The sequence below is a fragment of the Rhizobium sp. 21-4511-3d genome (assembly GCF_053522545.1).
The window spans coordinates 488,236-510,422 of the sequence record NZ_JBNWCF010000003.1 but is presented as its reverse complement, the minus strand read 5'-3'; the positions used below and the strand labels follow the sequence as shown (position 1 = coordinate 510,422).

Sequence of the window (22,187 nt, the reverse complement as noted above, 5' to 3'; positions counted from 1 at the left end):
CGCCGATTATCAGGCTGGAGCAGTTGCTTCCGTGGAATTGGACGCCGCCGACCGTCAACGCTCAAGCTGCCTGACCTGTGGTCTTCACCGGATGCTTACGAGCTAGCATTCGGTGAGAACGAAGAAAGCGAAGCCCGGAAAGATGGCCGGCCTGGAGGGGCCCGTCGGGAACTTCTCGACTAGCTGATTGCGAACCATCGGTTCGAATATGACCGCGACCCTATCCCCAGATGGAGGAAGCAATCGCTCCGGCTCTAGCTGCGTTCGCAAAATCGCTTCCCCCGGAATTGGTATCGATACCTGATCCTAAGCGTTAGGAGCTTGCTTGAGGAAAGGCTTCGATCAGAGAGATCGCAGTTCGTCCTACGTGGCCGGAAAATGAGTATTGTCGGCCGAGCATGGCGCTACGGCTTTTCTCGGCCGACGCCACATCAGAGAGCTGCCTTCACAAGGATCTGAAGACGACGCAGCTCTGATGGAGAAAGCATCTCGACGAAGCGTTCAAGAAAGTCTTCCTCGTCGTCTTCTTCCTCGATCTTCCGGTAGGTCGACCCGGTAGTAAAGATCGGATCATTGGGAATACGAATCCCGCTCTCGTCGAGTGCATATCCTCGCTCTGAAAGGATAGCTCTCACAGCAGAGCCGATGAACTGCCGGACAGGCATTGCCTTCAAGTCCGGCACCTCATCAGGGAAGCGTTCCTTCAGCATGTGGCTGATCTTTGAAACAGGAGGCACTTCCTCCTCTACTCCAGCCTCAAGGGCCGTGATGTAAGGTCCGCTAGTGAGAACCTTCAACAGTTCCTCCCCCCCGACGATGCTGCGCGATCCCCGCTGTGCTTTCCTGATGAGTGGCGTTGTTCTTTTCATCTGCTATAGTTCCTCGGTTGGCGGCCGGGAGTGCTATCCCGCGCTCGCTTTGGTGAATGTCATTCTGGTGACTGCACCTTATTGCACCTGCGGATAGAATCGTCAAGAGCTATCCGCAGGTGTGTCTTGAGAGTTTCAGCATGATGATCAGACGCCAACTAGCCTTTGTCACCGCTAAATAATTGATTTCCGGAATGCGCTAACCGCCCGCAAAGGCGACTTGAGATCATCTAATAGGTCTATAGGCGTGTGGCTACGCCTTCGGTCTTCCGCCGCACTTTGTAAGGATCCACCTCACGAGGTCGAACAACGTTTTCCCCAGAGATGCGAAAACCACTATAACGACCGTTACGATGCCAATCTGGGTGAGATCGGGCAGGCTGAGAAAGAGTGCGAAACATTCTGCTCCTGAGGTGCAAAGGTGAAATTCCTTCCAGAGCAGGTGCAGGAGCAAGAGTTCGATGGAGCGATGCAAGAAGATCCAAGCCATGAGGTAACTCCCTTTTTAAATCAACGAGTTTCCAACCACGACGCGGCAGGGCCATATTCTTATTAATCAGTAATATCTCTGCCTCCAGTCGCATATACTGGCGACGTCGTGGGACTTGATATACATTGAGAAGCGTTTTCATTTCCATTTAATAGCGCCCCGCTCAGAGCTAATACATTGCGGGTGAATTACCCAAAAGTGTGATACTTCAATATGGGTGGAAATTGACTTCCGCGGGTCTATAGACGTGCTATTGTCACTGAGCAGCGATGGAGGTGACTATGCATGATCCTTTCATAAAAATGCTCTCTGATATGGTCAGAACCGCACGGTTGGAGACGAAGGGGCCTGGCGGCCTTTCATCCGTGAAGCAGATTCTTGGCGATGTTCACGGACGTTTCATGGAAGTGACCAAGCCATTCGGCTTTGCGCGACCATTGCCGAAAGAGCTTTCGGACACATGGGTCAACCAGCTCGAAAAGCAAAAGCACTGGAGCACTCGCCAGCGGCTTTTCCATGAAGACGAGATTGCTACACTTCGCAGATTCCAGACTGCATACTACCGGCAGCAGGAGACAGAGACAGATCTGACTTCTCCGTTTTCCTTCCTCTATCCCAGTGCTGCGCGTGATAAGCTCGGCAGACATTACGGGTCGCAGGACTTCTACCGCTCAAGTGACGACATGATCCATGCCATTCTCGCGCACCCAGTAGGACCGTTCGCGCTTAGAGCTGATGGCAGGGGACACGAAGCCTTAGAGCTCCTCAATTGCTTCCTCCGTTTGGTGCTGACTAAGGAAGCTGTAAGGAAATTCGGAAACGAGCTTGTTCAGATCGACGCAGCACTGCTTGGAGCGATGAGCTGGACCATTTCCCAGTATACGGATCAACGGTTCCTCGAAATCTTGCTGCCGATCGTAGAGCGCAACCAAGATGATTCCTTCTTCTTCCACTATCCGAATTTCATTTGGAAAGGGTACCGGGATCGTTCTTGCGATGAGCCTCTAAAATGGCTTGAGCTTGCTAGGTCTGGATTGCGTACCAAAGTCACATCGTATGGATCAAGTGATCACCTGGATTCTGGAACTCTATACAATGCGGCGCGCCGCGCGAGTAAGATCTTCGGCCCACTGGACACCAATCATAACCTTCTTGGCGGAAAATCCGTTATCGACATATTCGACGAAGCAATCCGGTTCGACGAGAATGCTACGTCGAAGTGCGTGTTCGCTTACGAGGACATGGGGACTGCAGAGATTGGGAAAGCCTTGGTCTATTCGGAGCACGGGCTTTTCGACAAAGCACACGAAGCCCTAGCGCGGGCAGACCTAGCTCTTTCGAAGGGCGGTTTCAAGTTGCGCATTGGCCAGGCTCTCGCTCATAAGGCGCGGATATTGGAGGCCGAGGACGTCTCAAATGGAAATCTTCATTTCGACCGGCGCGAGGTTCAGGATTTGAAAAAGGCGGCCATGCGCCTCTGGGCAGAAATGGGTCAACCGGACGGGTTCGTCATCTAGTAACTGGTAGCTTCGCGACTAAACCTTGTTCGGCCGGTTTCTCGAAAATTCTTTAACCTAAGATTCATATCGCAATTGATGCCGCGGAATGGATCATCCGTATTTCCGTAGATATTCCTTTGCACAGAAATAAATAATATTAAATACTGAGGGGTTTTTTTCAAAATTCTATTTATATATCGGGCCTGTAATGTTCCGGAATACATTCTAAACTGCCGGTAAGATTTTTTCCAATCTTCCTTTGCCTTATATTGCATCAAATATCCTCCCAAAAGGTTGGCAGATATATTAAACACTGTATATCAAGATTGATATGATAATCCGCCCCAAAAGAATTCATCTCGGCAGCTTCCCTAACTTCATTCGCTTTGACCTTTGATTCCGCACCGACACCTGAGCTTCGGCAACAAGCTGGTTATGACGGTCTGGTTGCCGTGCTGACGCGACATCTCCCATCGATCGACAGGAGCGAAGCCATCGCAGCTCCTGCAGTGGATGCGAACATCTGCCATTCCTGAAGAGCGATAAACGTCCATTTCGGGTTATTCAAAATTTCCTCAATGGGCGTCGGCTGCAGCCATGTCACCCGACGCTTCATCCCGCTTCCTGATGATCCGATATACCATCTTGCGGATCTAGATGGCCTACTCGATACCACGCGGAACCGCCCCTGCGTTGACGACGTCGTAGACAAGCGCGCGCAATCGCGCGATCAGCTCGGCCAGAGATCGAGGTCTTCCGATCCTTTCCTCCCCTACCCCCTTTTAAGGCCGAAGTGCGCCAGGTTGGTGAGCTCCGTTGACAGGACCTCACTCGAATTGAACCGACACCTCCGTCCCGCTCAAGTTTAAATCGGAGCCGAACCTCGGTGTGGAGTGGCGTCTGAATACCGCCTTAATGTCATCATTCATGTCGCAGATGTCATTGCTTTGTCGTATCGACTGACACAAACGCCTTGTTTCCGCGGCGGCCGAATGTCAAAGCGTATGTCGCGTTACAACCTAGCGCATTGCCGATCGCGCCGGCTACGCCAGATTCGGATTAAAGAGGGAAGCGATGCCCGAGCCTTTTGAGAACGTGAAGATCACCTTGGCATCACGGCCGTCGGGCGCGGCCGTGCCTGATAACTTCCGCCTCGAGCGGGCCGCCGCGCCGGAACCCGGCGAAGGCGAACTGCTCCTGCAGATCCTCTACCTGTCGCTCGATCCCTATATGCGCGGGCGGATGGACGACGCCAAATCCTATTCGGCGCCGGTAGCGATCGGCGGCGTCATGGAGGGCGGCACGGTCGCCCGCGTTGTCAGCAGCCGTAACAGCAATTTCGCACCCGGCGATATCGTGCTCTCCCACTCGGGATGGCAGCTTTATGCAACGTCCAACGGCGACAGACTGCGGAAGCTCGATCCCACGCAGGCGCCGGTCACGACGGCGCTCGGCGTGCTCGGCATGCCGGGCTTCACCGCCTATGCCGGACTTCGCAATATCGGCAAGCCGAAGCCGGGCGAGACCGTCGTCGTCGCGGCTGCGAGCGGTGCCGTTGGGTCGGTCGTCGGGCAGATTGCCAAACTGAGAGGCGCCAGAGCTGTCGGCATTGCCGGCGGGCCGGCGAAATGCGCCTTCATCCGCGACGAGCTCGGCTTCGATGTGGCGATCGATCACCGGGCCAAGGATTTTGGCGCTCAGCTCGCGGCGGCCTGTCCCGATGGGATCGATGTCTATTTCGAGAATGTCGGCGGCGCTGTCGCCGAGGCGGTCTTTCCGCTCCTCAACGATTTCGCGCGCATACCGGTCTGCGGCCTGATCGCCCATTACAACAACGAACCGGCTGAAGGCCTGGACCGCCTGCCCGGCTTCATGCGCGCCGTGCTGCGCAAGAGCCTGACGGTGCGCGGCTTCATCCAGCGCGAATTCGTGGACCAGAGGCCCGACTTTCTCGCGGAGGCATCGGCATGGATCGCAGACGAGCGCCTGAAATTCCGCGAGGACATCGTCGATGGGCTTGAGAATGCGCCCGAGGCTTTCATCGGCCTGCTGCAGGGCAAGAACTTTGGAAAGCTGATCATCCGCGTCAGCGAATAAGGGATCCTCAGCCGAAATCGCGGAAGCCCAACGCCTCGGCCTGGCGGGCAAATTCAAGCAGCGGCTCGTAGGCGGCATCGGACAGGATGGTGATATTCGTAAGCCCCAGCGTTTCGCGAACGGCCGCAAGCGATGGATCGGCGATTGCTGCCGATAATGCGTCTCTGAGGAGAGCGAGCTGCTCATCGCTTGCGTCGCCAGCGGTGATGAACGGCAGTCCCGGCCCCGCCGGTGTTTTGGCTATGACACGAATCATCTCCAGCCTCGTCGGATCGAACCGCCTGATATTGCCGAAGGTGATGCAGTCGATCGAAGCGCAATCGGCCTGCCCGGCTGCAACCGCGTCGATACTGGCGCCGTGGCTGCCGGTCAGGACTACGCGGGCAAAGAACGGCCGCCCTCCGGCGAGCGGCGCGACAGCCGCCCGGAAGAGATTGGCGCCGGAATTGCTGTCCGGGCTGTTGATGGCGGCGATCTTGCCGCGCAGGTCCTCGAGACCGCCGAACGGCGAGTCGCGCCGGACAATGATGAAGCTGCGCATCAGCGGACCGGAGCAGCCCGGATGGTTGTATTCCGGCGTGGCGACCAGGCGGACTTTGCCTCGCAGCCGCGTCACATAGGGATATCCGCAGGTCTGAGAAAGCAGGAGATCCGGCCGCAGCCACGCCTCGTCATAGGCGATATCCCGGCTGAGTCTCTCCGGTACGCCGGAGAGCCCGGCCTCCAGAAGCGGCTCGCGGAGGAACGACCATAGGGCCTCCGTCGCCTCGGCGAGAGGTGCGGGCGTGACATACATGGCGATACTGGCAAGGCTCATCATTTGTCCAATATTGGCAGCAGCGGTGTCGTGCAATGGCCGTTCTCGTGCCCATGCCATCCCCCGAAAATGCCCACAAATCCTGGGTTTTGCCGATAAATTGCGAAAGAAACGCAAAAGAGAGCAATTCAGCGCTGTCTAAGCCATTGATATATCAAGGCTCGGACGATAGGGTCTGCCGTCGATTTCAGACCAGCTGACATAAAAGGAACGTCAATGGCTACGGGTACCGTAAAATTCTTCAACGATGACAAGGGCTTTGGATTCATCACGCCGGAAAACGGCGGCCAGGATGTATTCGTCCACGTCTCCGCTCTGCAGCGCGGCAGCTCGCTGCGTGAAGGCGACAAGGTGAGCTACGAAGTCGGCCAGGATCGCAAGACCGGCAAGTCCAAGGCTGAGAACGTTTCGGTTCTCTAATCCCTTGAAATATCCGGCCCGTACCGATGCGGGCGGGCCGGAGATGATCATAGGCGACGATGGTTCGCCTTAGCGCAGCTAGTTATCCAGCTCCGCAAAATACTTCGCGCCCGCGTCGGTCAGAAGCGGCCGAGCGTCCTTCAGCGGCACACTCAGCATGTCGTAGGTGCAGGCGAAGATCACATGCGGCAGGCCCTGCAGCGTGAAGACCAGGCTATCCTGCGTGAAATAGACGGCGAGGTTCTGCTTGACGAGATCGTCATAGCCGCAATCCTGCTCGCTATCGGCATCCATCTTGTCGCGATGGCTATTCACATAGGCAGCAAGCTCATCATCCGGTCCCCAGGTGATGATCGCATCCTTCGCCGCCGTGGCGGGGTCGATAATGTTGCCGCTATCGTCCTTGGCAACCCAGCCCTTCAACAGCTTTTCCGGCACCAGCGCCTGGCCGGTGCGCGCATCGGCAAGCCGGTGATCGGTGAAATTGTCAGGATGCGCCCCACCGCAATAGAAGCTGCCGCTCTCGGAGATACCGATGAGACGCGGGCTGAGATGCTCGACCGTCACCTGGCCGCCACCATCGAAACCGCTCGTCCCCTCGCCATCGAAACCGGACCAGGCAAAGCCGAGATAGGCACGCGACAGGCAGGTGAAGGCCGGGATTTCGAACTGCAGCCGCTGCTGGGCGAGATAGGCATTGATCGGCCCGATATCCTCCCCACCAAGCGAGACGACGGTGGGATAGGCGAGCCCGACGCGGCTATCCTCATCCATGCGATAGCTCAGCTGACCGGCATTGGTGATCGGCCCTTCCTTCAACGGGCGTGAGACCTTGAGGAAGTCGTAGGGCAGGTCGTTCTCGGTAAAAACCGGCGGCTCCGGATGTCCGGACGGATAGTAGCCGGGATCCATCGCATCGAAGAGATCATCGGAATCGCGCAAGATACGGCTGCCCTTCCGCTCCAGCTTTATCGGCAACACCTTGCCGCTATCGGCATCCTTCCAGGTCCCGGCAAGACCGCCGGCGGCATCGGCCTTCAGGCTCCAGGTGGCGCCGATCGGGGCCTCGTCGACCTGCGTGTCATCCGCCTTCTTGCAGAGCTTCGGCGTGCAGGGCTTTTCCTCCTCAAGGGTCACGCTGCCCTTACCGCTTGCGGAAGCATGCAGCGGTATGTCGGCGCCTTTCGCCATGTAGGAGTAACGCCCGGCCTCGTATTGGCCGCTGGCGCCATTGGCGAGCTCGACGATGATCGGCAGCTTGCCGATCGTGCCCGAGAAGGTGACGGCCTCGCCAGCAGAGGCAAGGGGCGCCGTGGCGACGAAGGAAAGGAAAGCCAAAGCCGCAACTCGCATGAAATCTCCTCGAATATCACCCGCTGGAAACGGCCCGATCTAGTCATCCCGCGTCGCCCGGCTCAAGCGAAATCGACGAAACCGCAGCCGAATATCGGCGGCGTCAGCCTCGCCGTCTCCTCCCGGCAACAGCCCCGCGTCAAAGCGCAACACTTTGCTAACCATAGGCTTTCGAAGAACGGAACGTGCGCCAGGTTCGCTCGTTTGCAGACTAGAAGAGGAGCCTTTCACCATGAGCGAGCGGCTGGAAAAGCAATTCATCACCCAGAAAGAACATCAGGACATCGTCGACTTCTACAAGAAGGTCGTTGCCTTTCAGCACCGCACGATTCGCGACCTGCGCGAGTTGATCGCGGTCAGGGATGGTCCCCGGGAGCCCGAGGAAGAATTCGTGGCGCCGCAGATCGAGAAGCAGCCTGACAATGTGATCACCGTCGAGTTCAGACGGCAGCGCTAGCTGACCAGGCGGCAACGGAAGGCGGGGCTGCGGGCGATCTCGGCCCGCTCCTTGCCGATCGGCACGATATCGATCACATCGGCCAATCTGAAGAGGTGGCGAACGCCGCCAGCCTCTATGAGGATATCGCCGTGATCAACACGAAGATCGGTAGCAACAAAGTTCCGTTCGTCGCCGTCATCTATAATCGACACAACAAACACGACAGCCTCACCAGAGATCGACTTTGAGATTCTGTCCAATTTCGCGTCAATTCGTAAATATTATATGAGAAATTACTGATTAGACTTTGTAGTCGCCCTAAATCTAAGATGTCCTTGCCTTAGTTTTGCCACCGGCACGACATGCCGGCTTTACAGAGCGGTGGTAATCTCCTTCGCAAAGATGGAGATGATCATGCAAGATTTGACGATGTCCGAAGCCTTGAAGGATCCGCTGATCCGGCTGCTGCTGCGCGCCGACAAGGTGAGCCTGGGCGACTTTGCCAAGGTTCTGGAAACCGCTGCCAACGACCGCAATCGTCAGCTCGGCAGCAAGGGCAAGCAGCGGGAACCGCTCGCCGCCTGATTGTTGGAAATCATTTCAGTGGTGGCTGTAGAGGCCCGGCTGGAAATCTTCGTCGGCGCGATCGGGAAACAGGGTTCTGCGCACCTGCTTCAGCCGCTGCACCTCATTCTGCTGCCGCAACAGAAGCTCGGCGGTCACATCCTTGAAAGCACCGCCGTCGGATTGGGCGACGCGAACGGTGCCTCCCTTCGACAGGAAGTCACAAAACGACTGCGCCGAGCGCAGATGGGTCGTTATCTCGACATAGCGATCATCAGTGACTGACACGCTTACCTCCTCGCTTTGACGTCAGCATTAACCATCAGTTTGGCGACTTCATGACTGCCGCCTGTGAATGGTCACCTATCTCTCCTTAGCGTCAGTTCAAGGGTTCCGTTTTCGCCTGCCTATGGTGTAAGACCTTGGATAGCGATGACATATTTGATTGGCTGACAATGCGCGCACCCCGCAGCTTGAACCCATCGAACTTGGTCGAAACCGGCTTGGGCGTCCTCGAATATGAGCTGGCGGCTGAACGCGCGAGTTCGCTTGGCCGCCAGGGATTGTCCGTCGAGCAGGCTCTCTTTTCGCTCAAGACAGCCGAAGAGAAGGGCGTGCCGGTAGCCGAGCGCGAACAGCTCGTCGATATGGCAGTGCAGGCCGTCTGGGCGCTTTTCGTGCAGCGCGACATTTGCGGATTGCGCAACACCCGCGATGTCATCCAGCGTTACGGCATTCCCAACCACGTGCTTGCGCGTCTCGGCGCCGCCCCGCGGCGATAGCCGATCCCCCCACCAATCCCGAAATATCAATCCCGAGGAACATCGACGATGAGCATGACGAACTGGAAAGCCGACCCATTGGAATGGGGCAACGGAAAGCGGATCTTCGAAGTCTTTCTGGAGCCGACCTGCCCCTATTCCGTCAAGGCGTTCCGCAAGCTCGACGGCCTGCTGAAACTTGCCGGAGAGGATCGCATCACCATCAAGATCCGCCTGCAGTCCCAGCCCTGGCACATGTTTTCGGGTGTCATCGTCCGCGCCATTCTGGCGGCATCGACGCTTGAGGGCGGCAAGGAAAGCGCCAGAAAAGTGCTCGCGGCCGTCGGCGATCACCGCGAGGAATTCGAGTTCGCCCATCACGCCGGCGGCCCCAATATGGACGCGACGCCGAACGACATCCTCAAGCGGATCGCCAATTACAGCGGCGTCCAGCTCGCCGATGCCTTCGCGATCGCCGATCTCGACCGCGAGATCAAATGGCATGCCAAATGCGCCCGCCAGAACGGCATCCATGTCTCGCCCACCTTCATGATCGACGGATTGGTACAGCCCGATCTCGGCAGCGGAGACGAGATCGAAGTCTGGGCCAAGAAGCTTGTGGGGTGAGAGCGCCTGACAGGCGCGAACCGATTGACGCATGAAGCAGCCATCGAGAAGTCAGAAAGCGAGAAAGGCGTTCACGGCAAAGCTCATTGCCGGGATCGGCGGCTTTGCGGCCGCAGCGCTTTCGCTCGGCCTGTCGCTCTATCAGGCGCGGACGGCGGGCGAGATTGCGACGGTCGCGCCGGGCACATCGGTCGATAGCGGCCAGTGGAATGTGACGCTCTATTCGGCGCAGATTTCGAGCGAAATGCCTGACGGCTCGCGCATCCCCGACGGCAAGAAGGCGCTTGTCGTCGAAGCGGCGCTGGAGAATATCACGGAGGAAAGCTCGAACCTCTACCGGAGAACGATCAGGCCGGATCTGGCGGATGCGCCGGAGCCGCAATTCTACCTGACGCGCGATCGGGGAACGCTCTGGGATCTCCAGCCACTGATGCCCGAGAAGATCGCTGTCGTCTGGCAGGTGCCGGCCTCGCAGAAACTGCCGGACAGGCTGAGCCTCACCATTGCCGGAACCACTTACAAGGCGAAGGACAATCTCTATGCGGCGCCCGGCTGGTTTCCGGCGAGCGACGTCGCCAAGGTCGAGCTGCTGCTTTGGCAGCAGGGAGCGGCACAATGATGCGGCTTCTCACATCGCTGTTGCTGGTCGTCACCGCCTTTGCCGTGCTGGCATTTCTGCATTCGACAACGCCGTCCTATGCCATGCTGACCGGCCCGCTCGAAACCTTCGGCCCGCAGCGCCAGCCAGTCGAAAGCGACGTGTTCAGCCTCAAGGCCAACAAGGTCCTGCGGGCGAAAACCCTCGCCTTCAAGCGGTATGGCAGTCCGGTGTCGCTCGATACGCAAGGGATTTTCGTGATCGTCACCGCCGATGCCGAGACGAAGCACGAGACCATGCCGCTTCGCGCCGCGGCGATCGAGGGCGCGTCTGGCCGGCTCTACCGGCAGAGCCACCGCGCCGATGGCGCGCCGCAGCTTTTCAGCGACAAGACGCTGCAGCCCGGCCTTCCGGCCAGCGGCCTCTTCATCTTTGAAATGCCGGAAGAGGAAACCGCCGGCATGACCCTCATCGTCTCGCGCCAACCGGGACCGCAGCTCGACGCGGAGATCCACATCCGTCTCGATCAGAACGGCATCGAGACGCGCAAGATTGCGGAGATCGGCGAAAATGGCCTCTAGAACCGAACGCCGCTTCCGTCTGCTGTCCATTTGCGCGCTTCCGGTCCTGCTGGTTGCCAGCTACGGCGTCTTTGCCTGGCGCAATATCGAGGACTATGTGCAGCGCAACGAGCTCAGCATTCGCGAGAATAGCGAGCAGAAGGCTTATGCCGGTGCCCTCTGGCGACTTGAAAAGGTCCGGCTGATCGGCGATGGCCGCGATACCAAGGTGACCTTTCCGGGCGAAAGGCGGCTGCTGATCGTCCGCCTCGCTGCAAAGGCGGAAGGCGAGATCGGCGATGGCTGGTTCGATTGCAGGATGTCGCTGACCGACGGCAGCGGCCGGGAATGGGCGCCGCTCGATTTCATCTCCTCCGACACGATCAGCCGCACGCTCGATCCACAGGCAAAGCCGGTCGAGGGATGCGCCGCAGCGTCCCGCCAGCCGCCGGCCAGGGATACCGAGGTCGAGATCGAGGAAAAATTCGTGATCCCTGCCAGCGCGGCGCAGTCGCTTCAGGCAAGGTTGAGCTTTGCGTCGACGCGGCCGGAGGCTCTGGCCCTGCCGCTCGGCTTGCAGCGGAACTAACTGGCGCTGCGCCGCCACTCGCGGCCCTGCGCGAAGCCGATTTCGAGCGCCGCGGCAAGCAGGCAGATTTTCACCGGGATGACGAGAACGCCGACATCGCCGGGCGCGCTCGGGCTTCCGAGGAACAGCGATATCCCCTGCGAGATGATCTGCCAGGTGTGAAGGTCGTGGGGACCGATCAGATTGGCAGTTCCATACCAGGCCCAGGCAGCCGCCCAATCCAGCACCCTGTAGAGTACGATGACGCTGAGGGCCAAGGCGAGACCGGAGCCGATCGCCAGCCCGATGCCTTCCGCCAGCGCCCTGTAGCGCTTCGCCGTCCCGGCGATGAAATGGGCGATGAAGTCTCGGACAAAGGAGGGTAGCCCGTCCCAGCGCGACACGATCCGGGCGATGCGCCCTTCGGTCATCGGCCGCTCGCCATTGATGTCATAGCCGTAGATGATTGCGGCGAGCGTCAGCCACACTGCCGGATAGACGGCATAGAAGAACAGGTTGCGGATCTGATCATAGGTGCTGATCGACGCCGCTTCCGCCGTCGGCGGAAAGCCTGTCGCAGCGATCGCGTTTCCGATGGGATCGAGCGTAGCAAATAGCTGGCCGATTGCCTCCGGCAGGTGAGCGACCCAGGCCCTGATCTCGTCTTCCCAGCTTGAAATCACATAGAGACCGATAAAGGCCCAGTTGGCGTCGCAGACGACGATCACCAGCGGCCAGACCGGCGACTTCGAGCGCTTGTGCATCGCCTTGGCAAACCGGCGCACCGCCCAGGCGATGGCAACCGAGGCGATGAGCCAGGTGCTTGTCGAAAACTCCAGAATATTGGCGTCCTCGCCAAACATCGTTAGGTCGAAGGAGAGTTTCGAATATTCGCGGATCGTATCGCCGAGCAGGCCCCAGGCGGTGTAGTAGGCAAAGAACGGCAGGAGCGTCAGCGCCAAAGCCGAGGTGAAGCCGGAAGCTCCGGCATCCGAACCCTTCGCCCTCTCCGGCCGCGCCTCGGCAGTGCGCGAAGCGGCATCGAGCGCGGGGAGACCCGGCCTTACCGTCTGGAACAGGGCGACGATGATCACGAGCTTGAGGAGAACGACGAAGGCGAGCATCGACAGGCCGGCGATACCGTTCCACCGGCCCAGCATCACGGCGATCTCGTTCAACACAGCGTTGCCGATAACGCCAAGCAGCCAGAGCGCCATCAATTGCGGCCAGAACCGCCACAGAAGACGAAGTGTGAGAGAGGGAAGCCGGAAGAGCGGGCGCACCGGCGAAGTGCTGTCCTGAACGAGCGCGGTCATGCCTGTGATACTAACCAGCACACTGGAAAACGCCACCCCGCCTATCGATTTGGCGAGGAACGGAGATAGTGGCGCGGCGGGCCGACGGTGGCGCGCTCGATGAGCCTGACGGACATTCCCACGCGCCGTACCCTGGCATCCGGGTTCAACGCGCGTTCCTTCAGGATCTCCCAGCCGACGCGCCCGAGTTCCTCGCGCTCGATCCTCATCGTCGTCAGCGGCGGATTGCTGTGCTGGGCAATCGAGATGTCGTCCATGCCGATGACCGAGAAATCGCGCGGGATGCTGTGGCCGCGCCCGCGCAGCGCATCGACCACGCCGAGCGCCATGATGTCGTTGCTGCAGACGAAAGCCGTTGCCTTCTCGAAGCGGCCCTTCTGCATGGATTCGATCAGGGCCTTGGAAGTATCCGGCTCGAGAATGCCGGCGGCCGTCAGGTCGAACAGATGCCGTTCGGGATCGATCGCAATGCCCGCTTCCTGCATGGCATCGCGGAAGCCGTCGAAGCGCTCCTTGAGCGAGGTCCTGAACAGACGGCTGACATGAACGATCTCGGTATGCCCCTCCGACAGGAGCCGCGTCGTCGCCAGCCACCCGGCCGAACGGTTATCCGGCAAGACGCAGGAGATCCGCATCGTCCGGTCGATACCATTGACGATGACAGCCGGTGCCCTGCTTCTGACGACCTGTTCAATGAGGACAGGATGATCGAGCCCGACGAGCAGAAGGGACGCGCCTTCGGCCGCAAGCAGGTTCTCGACATTGACGCTTCCGGTCTCGATATCGGGCGTCAGCAGATTGACCTTGGCATCGATGCCAGCCTCGCGCGCAGCATCGAGCGCGCCCTGAATGACGCCTTCGTAGAATTTCGAATTGAGATAGAGCGCCGCCGTCGTCACGACGGCAAGGCCGGAGGGAAAGGCCTCGGCGAGGTCATTGTTCCTGTGCCGGTAGTCGAGACGCGCGGCCGCTTCGAGGATGCGCTCGCGGCTTTCGTTGCCGACGCCGGAGCGGTTGTTGAGCGCCTTGGAGACCGACGCAATCGAAACGCCGGCGGCTTCGGCAATATCGGCAATTCTCGATCTGCGTGACATTAGGCTCTCCTCGCATTCCATCTAGCACGAGAAAAGCGCCCTTCACCAGAGAGGAAGAAATTTTCGTTTCGTACGAAATTTTTCTTTCCTGCATCACATTTTCGTTTATCGTTGCCCCGTCGCCGCATCAAGCGGGCGGCATTGACCTGGGAGGGGAAGATGCTGAGACGAAGGGAATTTATCGCAAGCGCACTCGCGGCAGCGGTCATCGACATTCCTCGCGCCATGGCGGCGGAAGAATCGCTGCGGGTCTTCTGGTGGGGAAATCCCGACCGTGCGAAACGGACCGGCGAAGTCATCAAGCAGTTCGAAGCCGCCACCCCTGACGCAAAATTCGTCGGGCAGGTCGCCACATCGGACTATTGGGTGAAGCTCGCGACGATGGTTGCCGGCCGCAACGTGCCCGATGTCTTCGCCCTGGAACCGGTGACCTTCGCCGATTATTCGCGCCGCGGCGCGACGCTCGATCTTTCACCGTTCCGCGACAGCATCATCGCCTCAAAGGATTTCTCGCCCGGCGCCCTCGATCTCGGAACTGTCGACGGCAAGCTGACGGGCATACCGACATCGCTGAACGCCGCCGCGCTCATCGTCGACAAGACTGCTTTGGAGAAGGCGGGCGTTCCCGCGCCCACGGCGGCCACCACCTGGGAGCAATTCAAGACGATCTGCACCGATTTCAAGAAGGCGGCGGGTTCCGGAAATCTCTTCGCCGTCGGCAACGGCGCGCGCTACAGCTTCGTCTTCGAGGTCTGGCTGCGCCAGCGCGGCAAGACGCTGTTCACGCAGGACGGACATCTCGGCTTCCAAGAGGCCGATGCGATCGAATGGTTCGACTATTGGGACCAGATGGCCAAGGCGGGCGCATGCGTCACCGCCGACGTCCAGGCGCTCGACAAGGGCAATATCGAGACGAACCCGATCGCCAGCGGCAATGCCGTCATGGCTTTTGCCTATTCCAACCAGCTTGCCGGCTACGGCGCGCTTGCGAAATCCGAGATGTCGATCGGTTCGCTTCCGGTACAGGATGCCGGCGGCCCTTCGGGCTTGTTTTACCGCCCCTCGACGCTATGGTCGATTTCACCCTGGTCAAAATCGCCGGAGACGGCGGCCAAGTTCATCAACTTCTTCGTCAATGACACCAATGCCGGACATGCGCTCGGAACCGAGCGCGGCGTGCCCGTGAATACCAAGATCCAGGGTGACGTGGCGGCGACCGGCGACAAGATCTCGAAGCAGACGATCGACTATATCGCCTCGCTGAAGGACCGCGTCGGGCCATATCCGCCTGCCATCCCGATCGGGGCAGCGGAATTTTCGCAGCAGGTTTTGACGGCTACGGCTGACAGCCTGGCCTTCGAGCAGATCTCGCCGTCCGACGCCGGCAAGCAGCTGATGTCGGAAGGCAAGCGCATACTGGGCGGCTAGACCGCAACGGGACGATCATGGATCAGCGAAACAATCCCAACCCGGCCGTGGATAAAGAGGATGAAGCACGCCGGCTGCAGTTCCTTCCCTGGGAACATGTGGCCGGCGACCTGCTTCATCCGGCGCATCTGGCACGCAAGGCGGCGCTCCAGAAGGCGTGCGGAGCTGAGCTGGCGGAGACGGCCTACATTGCCGAGCATGCCGCCATCTTCACCGAGCGGCTCAAGATGGGCGAGCGGTCCTGGATTGCCGGCCATGCGCTGGTTAGGGGCGACATCACCTTCGGCGACGATTGCACCGTCAACCCCTATGCCTGCATCTCCGGAAAAGTCGCCTGCGGCAATGGTGTCAGGATCGCATCACACGCATCGATCGTCGGCTTCAACCATGGCTTCGATGACACCAGCCTGCCGATCCACCGCCAGAAAGTGACGACCACGGGCATCACGATTGGCGACGATGTGTGGATCGGCGCCAATGCCGTCATTCTTGACGGCGCAATCATCGGCAGCGGCGCGGTGATCGCAGCGGGCGCCGTCGTCGCCGGCGAGATCTCGCCGATGTCGATTGCCGGCGGCGTGCCGGCGCGCGTCATTCGCAAGCGTGGCGCCCCCTCCCGCCTCTCCGCTTCGGGCGGCATCGAGGACAGACTTCAGAAGCTCGGCAGCAAGGCGCAGACGCAGTGGCCCGAAATTCTCGGGCGCTGGAAAACCGCCGAAATCTATGAATCGCTGGAAGCCGACGGCATCAGCCGCCCGGCCGCCCGGCATCTCAACGATGCGATCGAGATTGCCGCAGGGTTCGGGGCACTTCCGCCGGGCCTCGATGCGACGGCGACGATCGAGCTTCTGCAGGACCTGCAGGACGAGGAAACCGGTCTCTTCCCTGACAAGAATACACCGCGGGATCGTCCGCTCCGGGAAGATCCGAAGGCGCTCTATAACGTTCTCTCGGTCGGCTACGCGCTCGAAGTGCTCGGATCGCGTCCACGCCAGGCTATCCAGGCGGTGCGGATCGATGAGACCGAGCTCGGCCGGTGGCTTTCGGGTCTGCACTGGAAAACATCGGCCTGGAGTGCCGGGAGCGTCGTCGACGCGATCGGAACGGCGATGTATTTCAACGCCCGCTATTTCAATGTCGAGCAACCGCGCCAGGCGCTCTTCGATTGGCTCACCCGCCATATCAACAAGGCGACCGGCCTTTGGGGCGAGCCCACAGCGCTCGAAGGCTGGCTGCAGCCGGTCAACGGCTTCTACCGCCTGACCCGCGGCACCTATGCGCAATTCGGGCTTCCGCTTCCGAACCCGCAGGCATCCTTCGAGACGGTGCTGCTGAACTACCGCAATCACGAGGGTTTCACCGGCGCCAAATACACCGCGTGCAATCTCCTCGACACGATCCACCCACTGCTGCTGATCGCGCGGCAGACCGATTACCGGCGCGGCGATGGCGAAGAGATTGCGCGCAAGATCATCGTAAGAGCGCTCGATCGATGGCAGGATGGCGAAGGTTTTGCCTTTGCCGACGGTAGCCCGGCGAGCCTTCAGGGCACCGAGATGTGGCTCTCGGTCGTTCATCTCGCCGCCGACTATCTCGGGCTTGCTGGCGCCTTTGCCTTCGTTCCCAAAGGTGTCCATCGCACCGAAACCGTCGGCCTCGGGCTTTAGGCGCTACTTACCGGCCACCGGGAGGGAAACGCCCACCGGTACGCGCGGGTGCTCGCCCTGCCGGAAGGCAATCCGGCAGCGGACGCCCGCGGGATCGAAAATATGCTCCAGCGTGCCGCGAAGCTGGCGCTCGACGAGGCGGGCGAGCAGGCCTGATCCCTCCCCGGCCCGGCCGATATTTCCAACGCACGGTCCATTCGTCTCGATCCACGAGAGAGAAATGGCCTCGCCATTCCGCGACCATGTGATTTCGACCGTGCCCGATTCGATCGACAGCGCGCCGTGCTTCAGCGCGTTCGTTGCAAGCTCGTTGATAGAGAGCCCCAAGGGCACGGCCCGGGTACTGTCAATCTCCATCGAGGGGCCGCTGAGCACGATCCGCCCCGGCGCCGTGTTCCTGTAAGGCTCGACCTCGATTTCGATAAGATCGCGGATATCGATGCTTGCATCCCGCGACATGCGCTCGTCGAGCAGCGAATGGGCGCGCGAAAGCGCCTGGATACGCCCGACGAGATCGTCGGCAGCTTCGCCCTTTATCGAGAGCTTAGCCAGGCTTTGTGCACCCATATAGGCATTCTTGACCCGGTGGCGCAGTTCATCGCGTGCGAGTTCCGCTTCCTCCAGTGCGCCTGACAGCGCGACGATCAGCCGGACGTTTTCGATCGCCGTCGCCGCCGCACTTGCCAGCGCTTCGAGGATCTCGATCTCCATCCTCGTCGGCTGATAGGGCGCCGCCCAATAGGCGCCGATCGCACCGATCGGATCCTGCGGCCGAACCGGCGTCATGGCGATCGCTCGGACGAACGTGTCCTGATAGAGCTCCCGCGGAACCCTGTCCTCGTGGTCGATATCGGGAATGACGATCGTCTTGCGCTCGGCCATCGCCCAGCCGCTGACGCAGGCCGATGCCGGGAATTTCTGTCCCTTCCAGAGCGCGCCGATCGCATCCTCTTCGATATAGTGGCAGAGGTCGTCCTCTTTCCGGATCACGGCGATGCCCTGGCAGCCGATCATGCTGCGCGCGGTGGCGCGGATGATCTCGACGACATGGCTGGCGTCGCGCGCGCCGGCAAGCTGCGCAATCGCGTGCGTCAGGACGGCGAGCGGCGTCGCTTGCTGATCTGTGTAATCCAGAGGTGTCATAGCGGCCTCCTTCCGGGGCCGGCGGCCGTTTCTCGACCACTCAAGGTGGCATCCTACAGGTTTTGATGGGATACGTCTAACAACCGGATCGATTTATATTTTCAAGGATATCGCCCTCCAAAATTGCCGCAACCGGCGCATGCGACGCAACGAAAGTCCAGCCACGGCGTTGGAAAGCTGATTGTGTATGGACCGTCTCGAAGCTTTGCACATCAGGCGTTTGCCGATATCAATCATATCGCCGCAAGGCAGCAGCCATTGCTTCGCTGACACGAAGCTCGAAACAGGACCCCTTCGTTGACATTCCCGCAATTGCGATCCGAAGATCCCGAGCTGGGGCACGAGACCCGAAATGGTCTGCCCGCGCTCGTTCTGGCAGCCTTGGGCGTCGTCTATGGCGATATCGGCACCAGTCCGCTCTATGCTTTCAGAGAGGCGCTGCATGCGACGGCGGGATCAGGATCGCATCGCGATAATGTGCTGGGCATTCTCTCGCTGATCGTCTGGGCGCTGACGATCGTCGTCACCGTCAAATACGTGACCTTCGTTCTGAAGGCGGATAACCGCGGCGAAGGCGGCACGCTCTCCCTGATGACGCTCGCGCGCCAGAGCCTCGTGGGGCGCCCGGTCTGGGTGCTCGTGCTTGGCGTCGCCGGTGCCTCGCTGTTCCTGGGTGACGCGATCATCACGCCGGCGATTTCCGTATTGTCGGCGGTCGAGGGCATTCAGGTGGTGGCACCGGCGCTGTCCGACTGGATCGTGCCGATCACCCTGACGATCATCGCCGTCCTGTTCTTCGTCCAGCGTTTCGGCACCGGCGGCGTGGCGTCCGTTTTCGGCCCGGTCATGGCGCTCTGGTTCGCCGTGCTCGGCATCAGCGGCGGCATTCATATCCTCGACGATCCGGCCGTCCTCGGCGCGATCAACCCCGTTCACGCGGTCACCTATGCCGCAAGCAATGTCGGGCTGACGATCACCGTTCTCGGCGCTGTCTTCCTCGCCGTCACCGGCGCCGAGGCGCTCTACGTCGATCTCGGCCATTTCGGCCGCAAGCCGATCGTCATGGCATGGTTCTGCCTCGTCTTTCCGTGCCTGCTGCTCAACTATTTCGGACAGGGCGCCTTCGTTCTGGCCAATCCGGAGATGGCCGCGCACCCGTTCTTCGGCATGCATCCGCCATGGGCCCGCGTGCCGATGGTCTGCCTTGCGACCGCCGCAACGGTCATTGCCAGCCAGGCGGTGATCTCGGGCGCCTATTCGCTGGTGCGCCAGGCGATGCACCTCAATCTGCTGCCGCGCCTGCAGATCCTGCACACCTCGGAGACCCATTCCGGACAGATCTTCATGCCGCAGGTGAACTCGTTCCTGTTTATCTTCGTCGTCGCGCTCGTGCTCTATTTCAAGAATTCGAGTGGGCTGTCGGCTGCTTACGGCATTGCCGTGACCGGCGAGATGGTGATCACCAGCGTGCTGCTCTTCGTGGTCATGCGCCGCATCTGGAACTGGAAACCGGTAACCGCCGCTGCCGTCGTCGTACCGCTGTTCCTGATCGACAGCGGCTTCTTCATCGCCAATGTCGCCAAGTTCGCCGATGGCGGCTGGGTGCCGGTGGCCGTCGCCTCGACGATGGGGCTGATCATGTACACCTGGATGGCGGGGCGCCGTCTGCTGATTGCCCGCACTAGGGCAGACGAGATCCCGCTCGCTTCGATCATCGACCGTCTCGCGCAGAAGCGGCCACCGACCGTTCCCGGCACTGCGATCTTCCTGACCAGCGACGTCGAGGGCGCGCCGACGGCGCTGCTGCACAGCCTCAAGCACTACAAGGTGATCCACGAACAGAACGTCATTCTCAGCGTCATCACCGCGACAACGCCGTTCGTGCCTGATGACGAGAAGATCTTCCTCGAGAGCTTCAATCCGCTGTTCAGCCGGCTGATCATCACCTTCGGCTATATGGAGACGCCGAACATCCCGCGCGCGCTCGTGCTTGTGCGCCAGCTCGGCCTGAAGTTCGACATCATGTCGACCTCCTTCTTCCTGTCGCGTCGGACGCTGCTGCCGTCGAAGAAGGGCGGCATGCCCTTCTGGCAGGACCGCCTCTTCATCGTTCTCGCCCAGAATGCCGGGAATGCGACCGACTATTTCGGCCTGCCATCCGGCCGCGTCGTCGAACTCGGACTACAGACGACGATCTGACATCTTCTTAAAATGAAAGAGGCGGAGCTCATGCCCCGCCTCTTGCTCACCGGCAGCCTGGAGCTGTCAGATGTCCGCCCTGACGGCCTGGCGCTGGTTGCCGAGCTTTTCGATGCCGAGTTCGACGACGTCGCCTGCCTTGAGATAGCGCGGCGGCTTCATGCCCATGCCGACGCCGGGCGGTGTGCCCGTCGAGATGATGTCGCCCGGGTGCAGCGACATGAACTGGCTGAGGTAGGAGACGAGATAGGCAACGCCATAGACCATGGTCTTGCTGGAGCCGTTCTGCATCGTCTCGCCATTGACCTTCAGCCACATGCCGAGGTTCTGCGGATCGGGAACCTCATCCTTGGTGACCAGCCACGGGCCGGTGGGGCCGAAGGTGTCGCAGGACTTGCCCTTGGTCCACTGGCCGGAACGCTCGATCTGGAAGGCGCGTTCGGAGACGTCGTGGATCGTGCAATAGCCGGCGACATAATCGAGCGCGTCGGCTTCGCTGACATATTTCGCGGTCTTGCCGATAACGATGCCGAGTTCGACCTCCCAGTCGGTCTTTTCGGAACCGCGCGGGATGAGGAGATCGTCATTGGGACCGACGATGGCGGAGGTCGCCTTCATGAAGATGATCGGCTCCGGCGGCACGGTGGCACCGGTTTCGGCGGCATGGTCCGAATAGTTGAGGCCGATGCAGATGAACTTGCCGGTACCGGCAACACAGGCGCCGAGCCGCGGATTGCCCTCGACGGCAGGCAGCGTGTTCGCATCGATGCGCGACAGTTCTGCGAGGCGATCGGGGTTCAGCGCTGCGCCGGAGAGATCGCTCAGATGCCCCGAGAGATCGCGGATCGTGCCACCGGCATCGAGAAGGCCGGGCTTTTCCTGGCCGGCTTCACCGTAACGAAGAAATTTCATGATGCTTCCATTCTGTTGTCTTCCGGAAATCAGATCGTCCAGCCGCCATCGATGGCGTAGGCCTGGCCGGACGTGTAGGTAGCGCCGGCGAGATAGACTGCGAGCTCGGCAATTTCTTCGGGCGATCCGAGGCGGCCCATCGGCTGGCGGGAAATGAAGGCGGCACGCGCCGTCTCGTAATCGCCCTGCGCCTTCATGCGATCCTGCAGTGAGGGGCTCTCGACCGTGCCGGGGCAAATGGCATTGCAGCGGATGCCCTGGGCGACATAGTCGGCGGCGACCGACTTGGTGAGGCCGATGACGGCGGCCTTGGTGACGCCATAGGCGAAGCGGTTCGGCACGCCCTTGATGCTGGAGGCGACCGAAGCCATGTTGATGATCGAGCCGTCCTTGCGCTCCAGCATGCCGGGCAGCACCGCGCGGATGGTGCGGATCATCGCCTTGACGTTGAGGTCGAGGGCGAATTCCAGATCGCTGTCCTTCATCTCAAGGATCGATCCGGCATGGACGAAACCGGCGCAATTGAACAGCACGTCGATCCCGCCGATCTCGGAGACCAAGGCATTGACCGCGCCCTCGTCGAGGACGTTGAGCTTGTGGGTGGCAATCCCAGTCTCGGCAGCAAGCTGCGCCAGCGTCTCGGTGTTGATATCGGTCGCGTGCACCGTTGCGCCCGCCTGATGGAAGGCGATTGCCGAGGCGCGGCCGATCCCCTGCCCTGCAGCGGTGATCAGAACGGTCTTGCCGGCCAAATCCTGTGTCATGG

Annotated in this window: 23 protein-coding genes; 13 read left to right on the top strand and 10 right to left on the bottom strand. The window is 60.3% G+C overall.

Annotated features, from left to right (window positions below):
• Positions 1 to 431: 431 nt before the first annotated feature.
• The gene (locus ACQZ5H_RS10790) at positions 432 to 869 is read right to left on the bottom strand and encodes a hypothetical protein (RefSeq protein WP_449097652.1); all 438 of its coding nucleotides are present in this window, start codon (positions 867 to 869) and stop codon (positions 432 to 434) included.
• A 771-nt stretch (positions 870 to 1,640) separates the two neighbouring features.
• On the opposite strand from ACQZ5H_RS10790, the gene ACQZ5H_RS10785 reads away from it, so the two are divergent.
• Entirely contained in the window at positions 1,641 to 2,876 is a 1,236-nt protein-coding gene (locus ACQZ5H_RS10785) for a hypothetical protein (protein WP_449097651.1), read from the top strand.
• Positions 2,877 to 3,932: 1,056 nt separating this feature from the next.
• A complete protein-coding gene (locus ACQZ5H_RS10780; protein ID WP_449097650.1) occupies positions 3,933 to 4,955 on the top strand; it encodes an NADP-dependent oxidoreductase in 1,023 nt (340 codons plus the stop codon).
• Between the two features lie 7 nt (positions 4,956 to 4,962).
• On the opposite strand, the gene ACQZ5H_RS10775 is transcribed toward ACQZ5H_RS10780, so the two are convergent.
• The gene (locus ACQZ5H_RS10775; RefSeq protein ID WP_449097649.1) at positions 4,963 to 5,772 is read right to left on the bottom strand and encodes a phosphate/phosphite/phosphonate ABC transporter substrate-binding protein; all 810 of its coding nucleotides are present in this window, start codon (positions 5,770 to 5,772) and stop codon (positions 4,963 to 4,965) included.
• A gap of 216 nt (positions 5,773 to 5,988) precedes the next feature.
• Here ACQZ5H_RS10775 and ACQZ5H_RS10770 point away from each other — a divergent pair, with 216 nt between their 5' ends.
• Positions 5,989 to 6,192, top strand: a complete 204-nt coding sequence (locus ACQZ5H_RS10770) for a cold-shock protein (protein WP_112712366.1) — start codon at positions 5,989 to 5,991, stop codon at positions 6,190 to 6,192.
• 78 nt (positions 6,193 to 6,270) lie between these two features.
• Here ACQZ5H_RS10770 and ACQZ5H_RS10765 read toward each other — a convergent pair whose 3' ends face one another.
• Entirely contained in the window at positions 6,271 to 7,545 is a 1,275-nt protein-coding gene (locus ACQZ5H_RS10765) for a hypothetical protein (RefSeq protein ID WP_449097648.1), read from the bottom strand.
• A gap of 232 nt (positions 7,546 to 7,777) precedes the next feature.
• Here ACQZ5H_RS10765 and ACQZ5H_RS10760 point away from each other — a divergent pair, with 232 nt between their 5' ends.
• The gene (locus ACQZ5H_RS10760) at positions 7,778 to 8,002 is read left to right on the top strand and encodes a hypothetical protein (RefSeq protein ID WP_449097647.1); all 225 of its coding nucleotides are present in this window, start codon (positions 7,778 to 7,780) and stop codon (positions 8,000 to 8,002) included.
• On the opposite strand, the gene ACQZ5H_RS10755 is transcribed toward ACQZ5H_RS10760, so the two are convergent.
• Entirely contained in the window at positions 7,999 to 8,205 is a 207-nt protein-coding gene (locus ACQZ5H_RS10755; RefSeq protein ID WP_112712372.1) for a hypothetical protein, read from the bottom strand. The two genes, ACQZ5H_RS10760 and ACQZ5H_RS10755, sit on opposite strands and share 4 nt — an antisense overlap.
• 181 nt (positions 8,206 to 8,386) lie before the next feature.
• Here ACQZ5H_RS10755 and ACQZ5H_RS10750 point away from each other — a divergent pair, with 181 nt between their 5' ends.
• On the top strand, positions 8,387 to 8,569 hold the full coding sequence (locus ACQZ5H_RS10750) for a hypothetical protein (RefSeq protein WP_449097664.1): 183 nt from the start codon (positions 8,387 to 8,389) through the stop codon (positions 8,567 to 8,569).
• 15 nt (positions 8,570 to 8,584) lie between these two features.
• Here ACQZ5H_RS10750 and ACQZ5H_RS10745 read toward each other — a convergent pair whose 3' ends face one another.
• On the bottom strand, positions 8,585 to 8,836 hold the full coding sequence (locus tag ACQZ5H_RS10745; protein WP_130280004.1) for a hypothetical protein: 252 nt from the start codon (positions 8,834 to 8,836) through the stop codon (positions 8,585 to 8,587).
• 161 nt (positions 8,837 to 8,997) lie between these two features.
• Between ACQZ5H_RS10745 and ACQZ5H_RS10740 the strand changes: the two genes are divergently transcribed.
• The 5 genes from ACQZ5H_RS10740 to ACQZ5H_RS10720 are packed head-to-tail and all read left to right on the top strand — an operon-like array spanning position 8,998 to position 11,683.
• Positions 8,998 to 9,330, top strand: a complete 333-nt coding sequence (locus ACQZ5H_RS10740; RefSeq protein ID WP_449097663.1) for a DUF6665 family protein — start codon at positions 8,998 to 9,000, stop codon at positions 9,328 to 9,330.
• A 48-nt stretch (positions 9,331 to 9,378) separates the two neighbouring features.
• The gene (locus ACQZ5H_RS10735; protein WP_449097646.1) at positions 9,379 to 9,936 is read left to right on the top strand and encodes a DsbA family protein; all 558 of its coding nucleotides are present in this window, start codon (positions 9,379 to 9,381) and stop codon (positions 9,934 to 9,936) included.
• Between the two features lie 31 nt (positions 9,937 to 9,967).
• Positions 9,968 to 10,555: a hypothetical protein gene (locus tag ACQZ5H_RS10730; protein WP_449097645.1), complete on the top strand. Its 588-nt coding sequence runs from the start codon at positions 9,968 to 9,970 to the stop codon at positions 10,553 to 10,555.
• A complete protein-coding gene (locus ACQZ5H_RS10725; protein ID WP_449097644.1) occupies positions 10,552 to 11,115 on the top strand; it encodes a hypothetical protein in 564 nt (187 codons plus the stop codon). Before ACQZ5H_RS10730 ends, ACQZ5H_RS10725 begins: the two co-directional genes overlap by 4 nt.
• Positions 11,105 to 11,683, top strand: a complete 579-nt coding sequence (locus ACQZ5H_RS10720; protein ID WP_449097643.1) for a hypothetical protein — start codon at positions 11,105 to 11,107, stop codon at positions 11,681 to 11,683. Before ACQZ5H_RS10725 ends, ACQZ5H_RS10720 begins: the two co-directional genes overlap by 11 nt.
• Here the strand turns inward: ACQZ5H_RS10720 and ACQZ5H_RS10715 are convergent.
• Together ACQZ5H_RS10715 and ACQZ5H_RS10710 are read right to left on the bottom strand one after the other, a co-directional pair.
• The gene (locus tag ACQZ5H_RS10715; protein WP_449097642.1) at positions 11,680 to 12,978 is read right to left on the bottom strand and encodes a hypothetical protein; all 1,299 of its coding nucleotides are present in this window, start codon (positions 12,976 to 12,978) and stop codon (positions 11,680 to 11,682) included. The two genes, ACQZ5H_RS10720 and ACQZ5H_RS10715, sit on opposite strands and share 4 nt — an antisense overlap.
• 41 nt (positions 12,979 to 13,019) lie before the next feature.
• A complete protein-coding gene (locus ACQZ5H_RS10710; RefSeq protein WP_162708626.1) occupies positions 13,020 to 14,072 on the bottom strand; it encodes a LacI family DNA-binding transcriptional regulator in 1,053 nt (350 codons plus the stop codon).
• 159 nt (positions 14,073 to 14,231) lie between these two features.
• Here ACQZ5H_RS10710 and ACQZ5H_RS10705 point away from each other — a divergent pair, with 159 nt between their 5' ends.
• Entirely contained in the window at positions 14,232 to 15,500 is a 1,269-nt protein-coding gene (locus tag ACQZ5H_RS10705; protein ID WP_449097641.1) for an ABC transporter substrate-binding protein, read from the top strand.
• 17 nt (positions 15,501 to 15,517) lie between these two features.
• Complete coding sequence (locus tag ACQZ5H_RS10700) at positions 15,518 to 17,167, top strand: acyltransferase (RefSeq protein WP_449097640.1); 1,650 nt, start codon at positions 15,518 to 15,520, stop codon at positions 17,165 to 17,167.
• Positions 17,168 to 17,170: 3 nt separating this feature from the next.
• On the opposite strand, the gene ACQZ5H_RS10695 is transcribed toward ACQZ5H_RS10700, so the two are convergent.
• Positions 17,171 to 18,310, bottom strand: coding sequence for a sensor histidine kinase (locus ACQZ5H_RS10695; RefSeq protein ID WP_449097639.1), 1,140 nt, complete (start codon positions 18,308 to 18,310; stop codon positions 17,171 to 17,173).
• A gap of 297 nt (positions 18,311 to 18,607) precedes the next feature.
• On the opposite strand from ACQZ5H_RS10695, the gene ACQZ5H_RS10690 reads away from it, so the two are divergent.
• Complete coding sequence (locus ACQZ5H_RS10690; RefSeq protein ID WP_449097638.1) at positions 18,608 to 20,509, top strand: potassium transporter Kup; 1,902 nt, start codon at positions 18,608 to 18,610, stop codon at positions 20,507 to 20,509.
• A gap of 66 nt (positions 20,510 to 20,575) precedes the next feature.
• Here the strand turns inward: ACQZ5H_RS10690 and ACQZ5H_RS10685 are convergent, their stop codons facing one another.
• Positions 20,576 to 21,421 (bottom strand): fumarylacetoacetate hydrolase family protein, encoded by an 846-nt coding sequence (locus ACQZ5H_RS10685; RefSeq protein WP_449097637.1) that lies wholly within the window; start codon positions 21,419 to 21,421, stop codon positions 20,576 to 20,578.
• A 29-nt stretch (positions 21,422 to 21,450) separates the two neighbouring features.
• On the bottom strand, positions 21,451 to 22,185 hold the full coding sequence (locus tag ACQZ5H_RS10680) for an SDR family oxidoreductase (protein ID WP_449097636.1): 735 nt from the start codon (positions 22,183 to 22,185) through the stop codon (positions 21,451 to 21,453).
• Between the last annotated feature and the right edge of the window lie 2 nt (positions 22,186 to 22,187).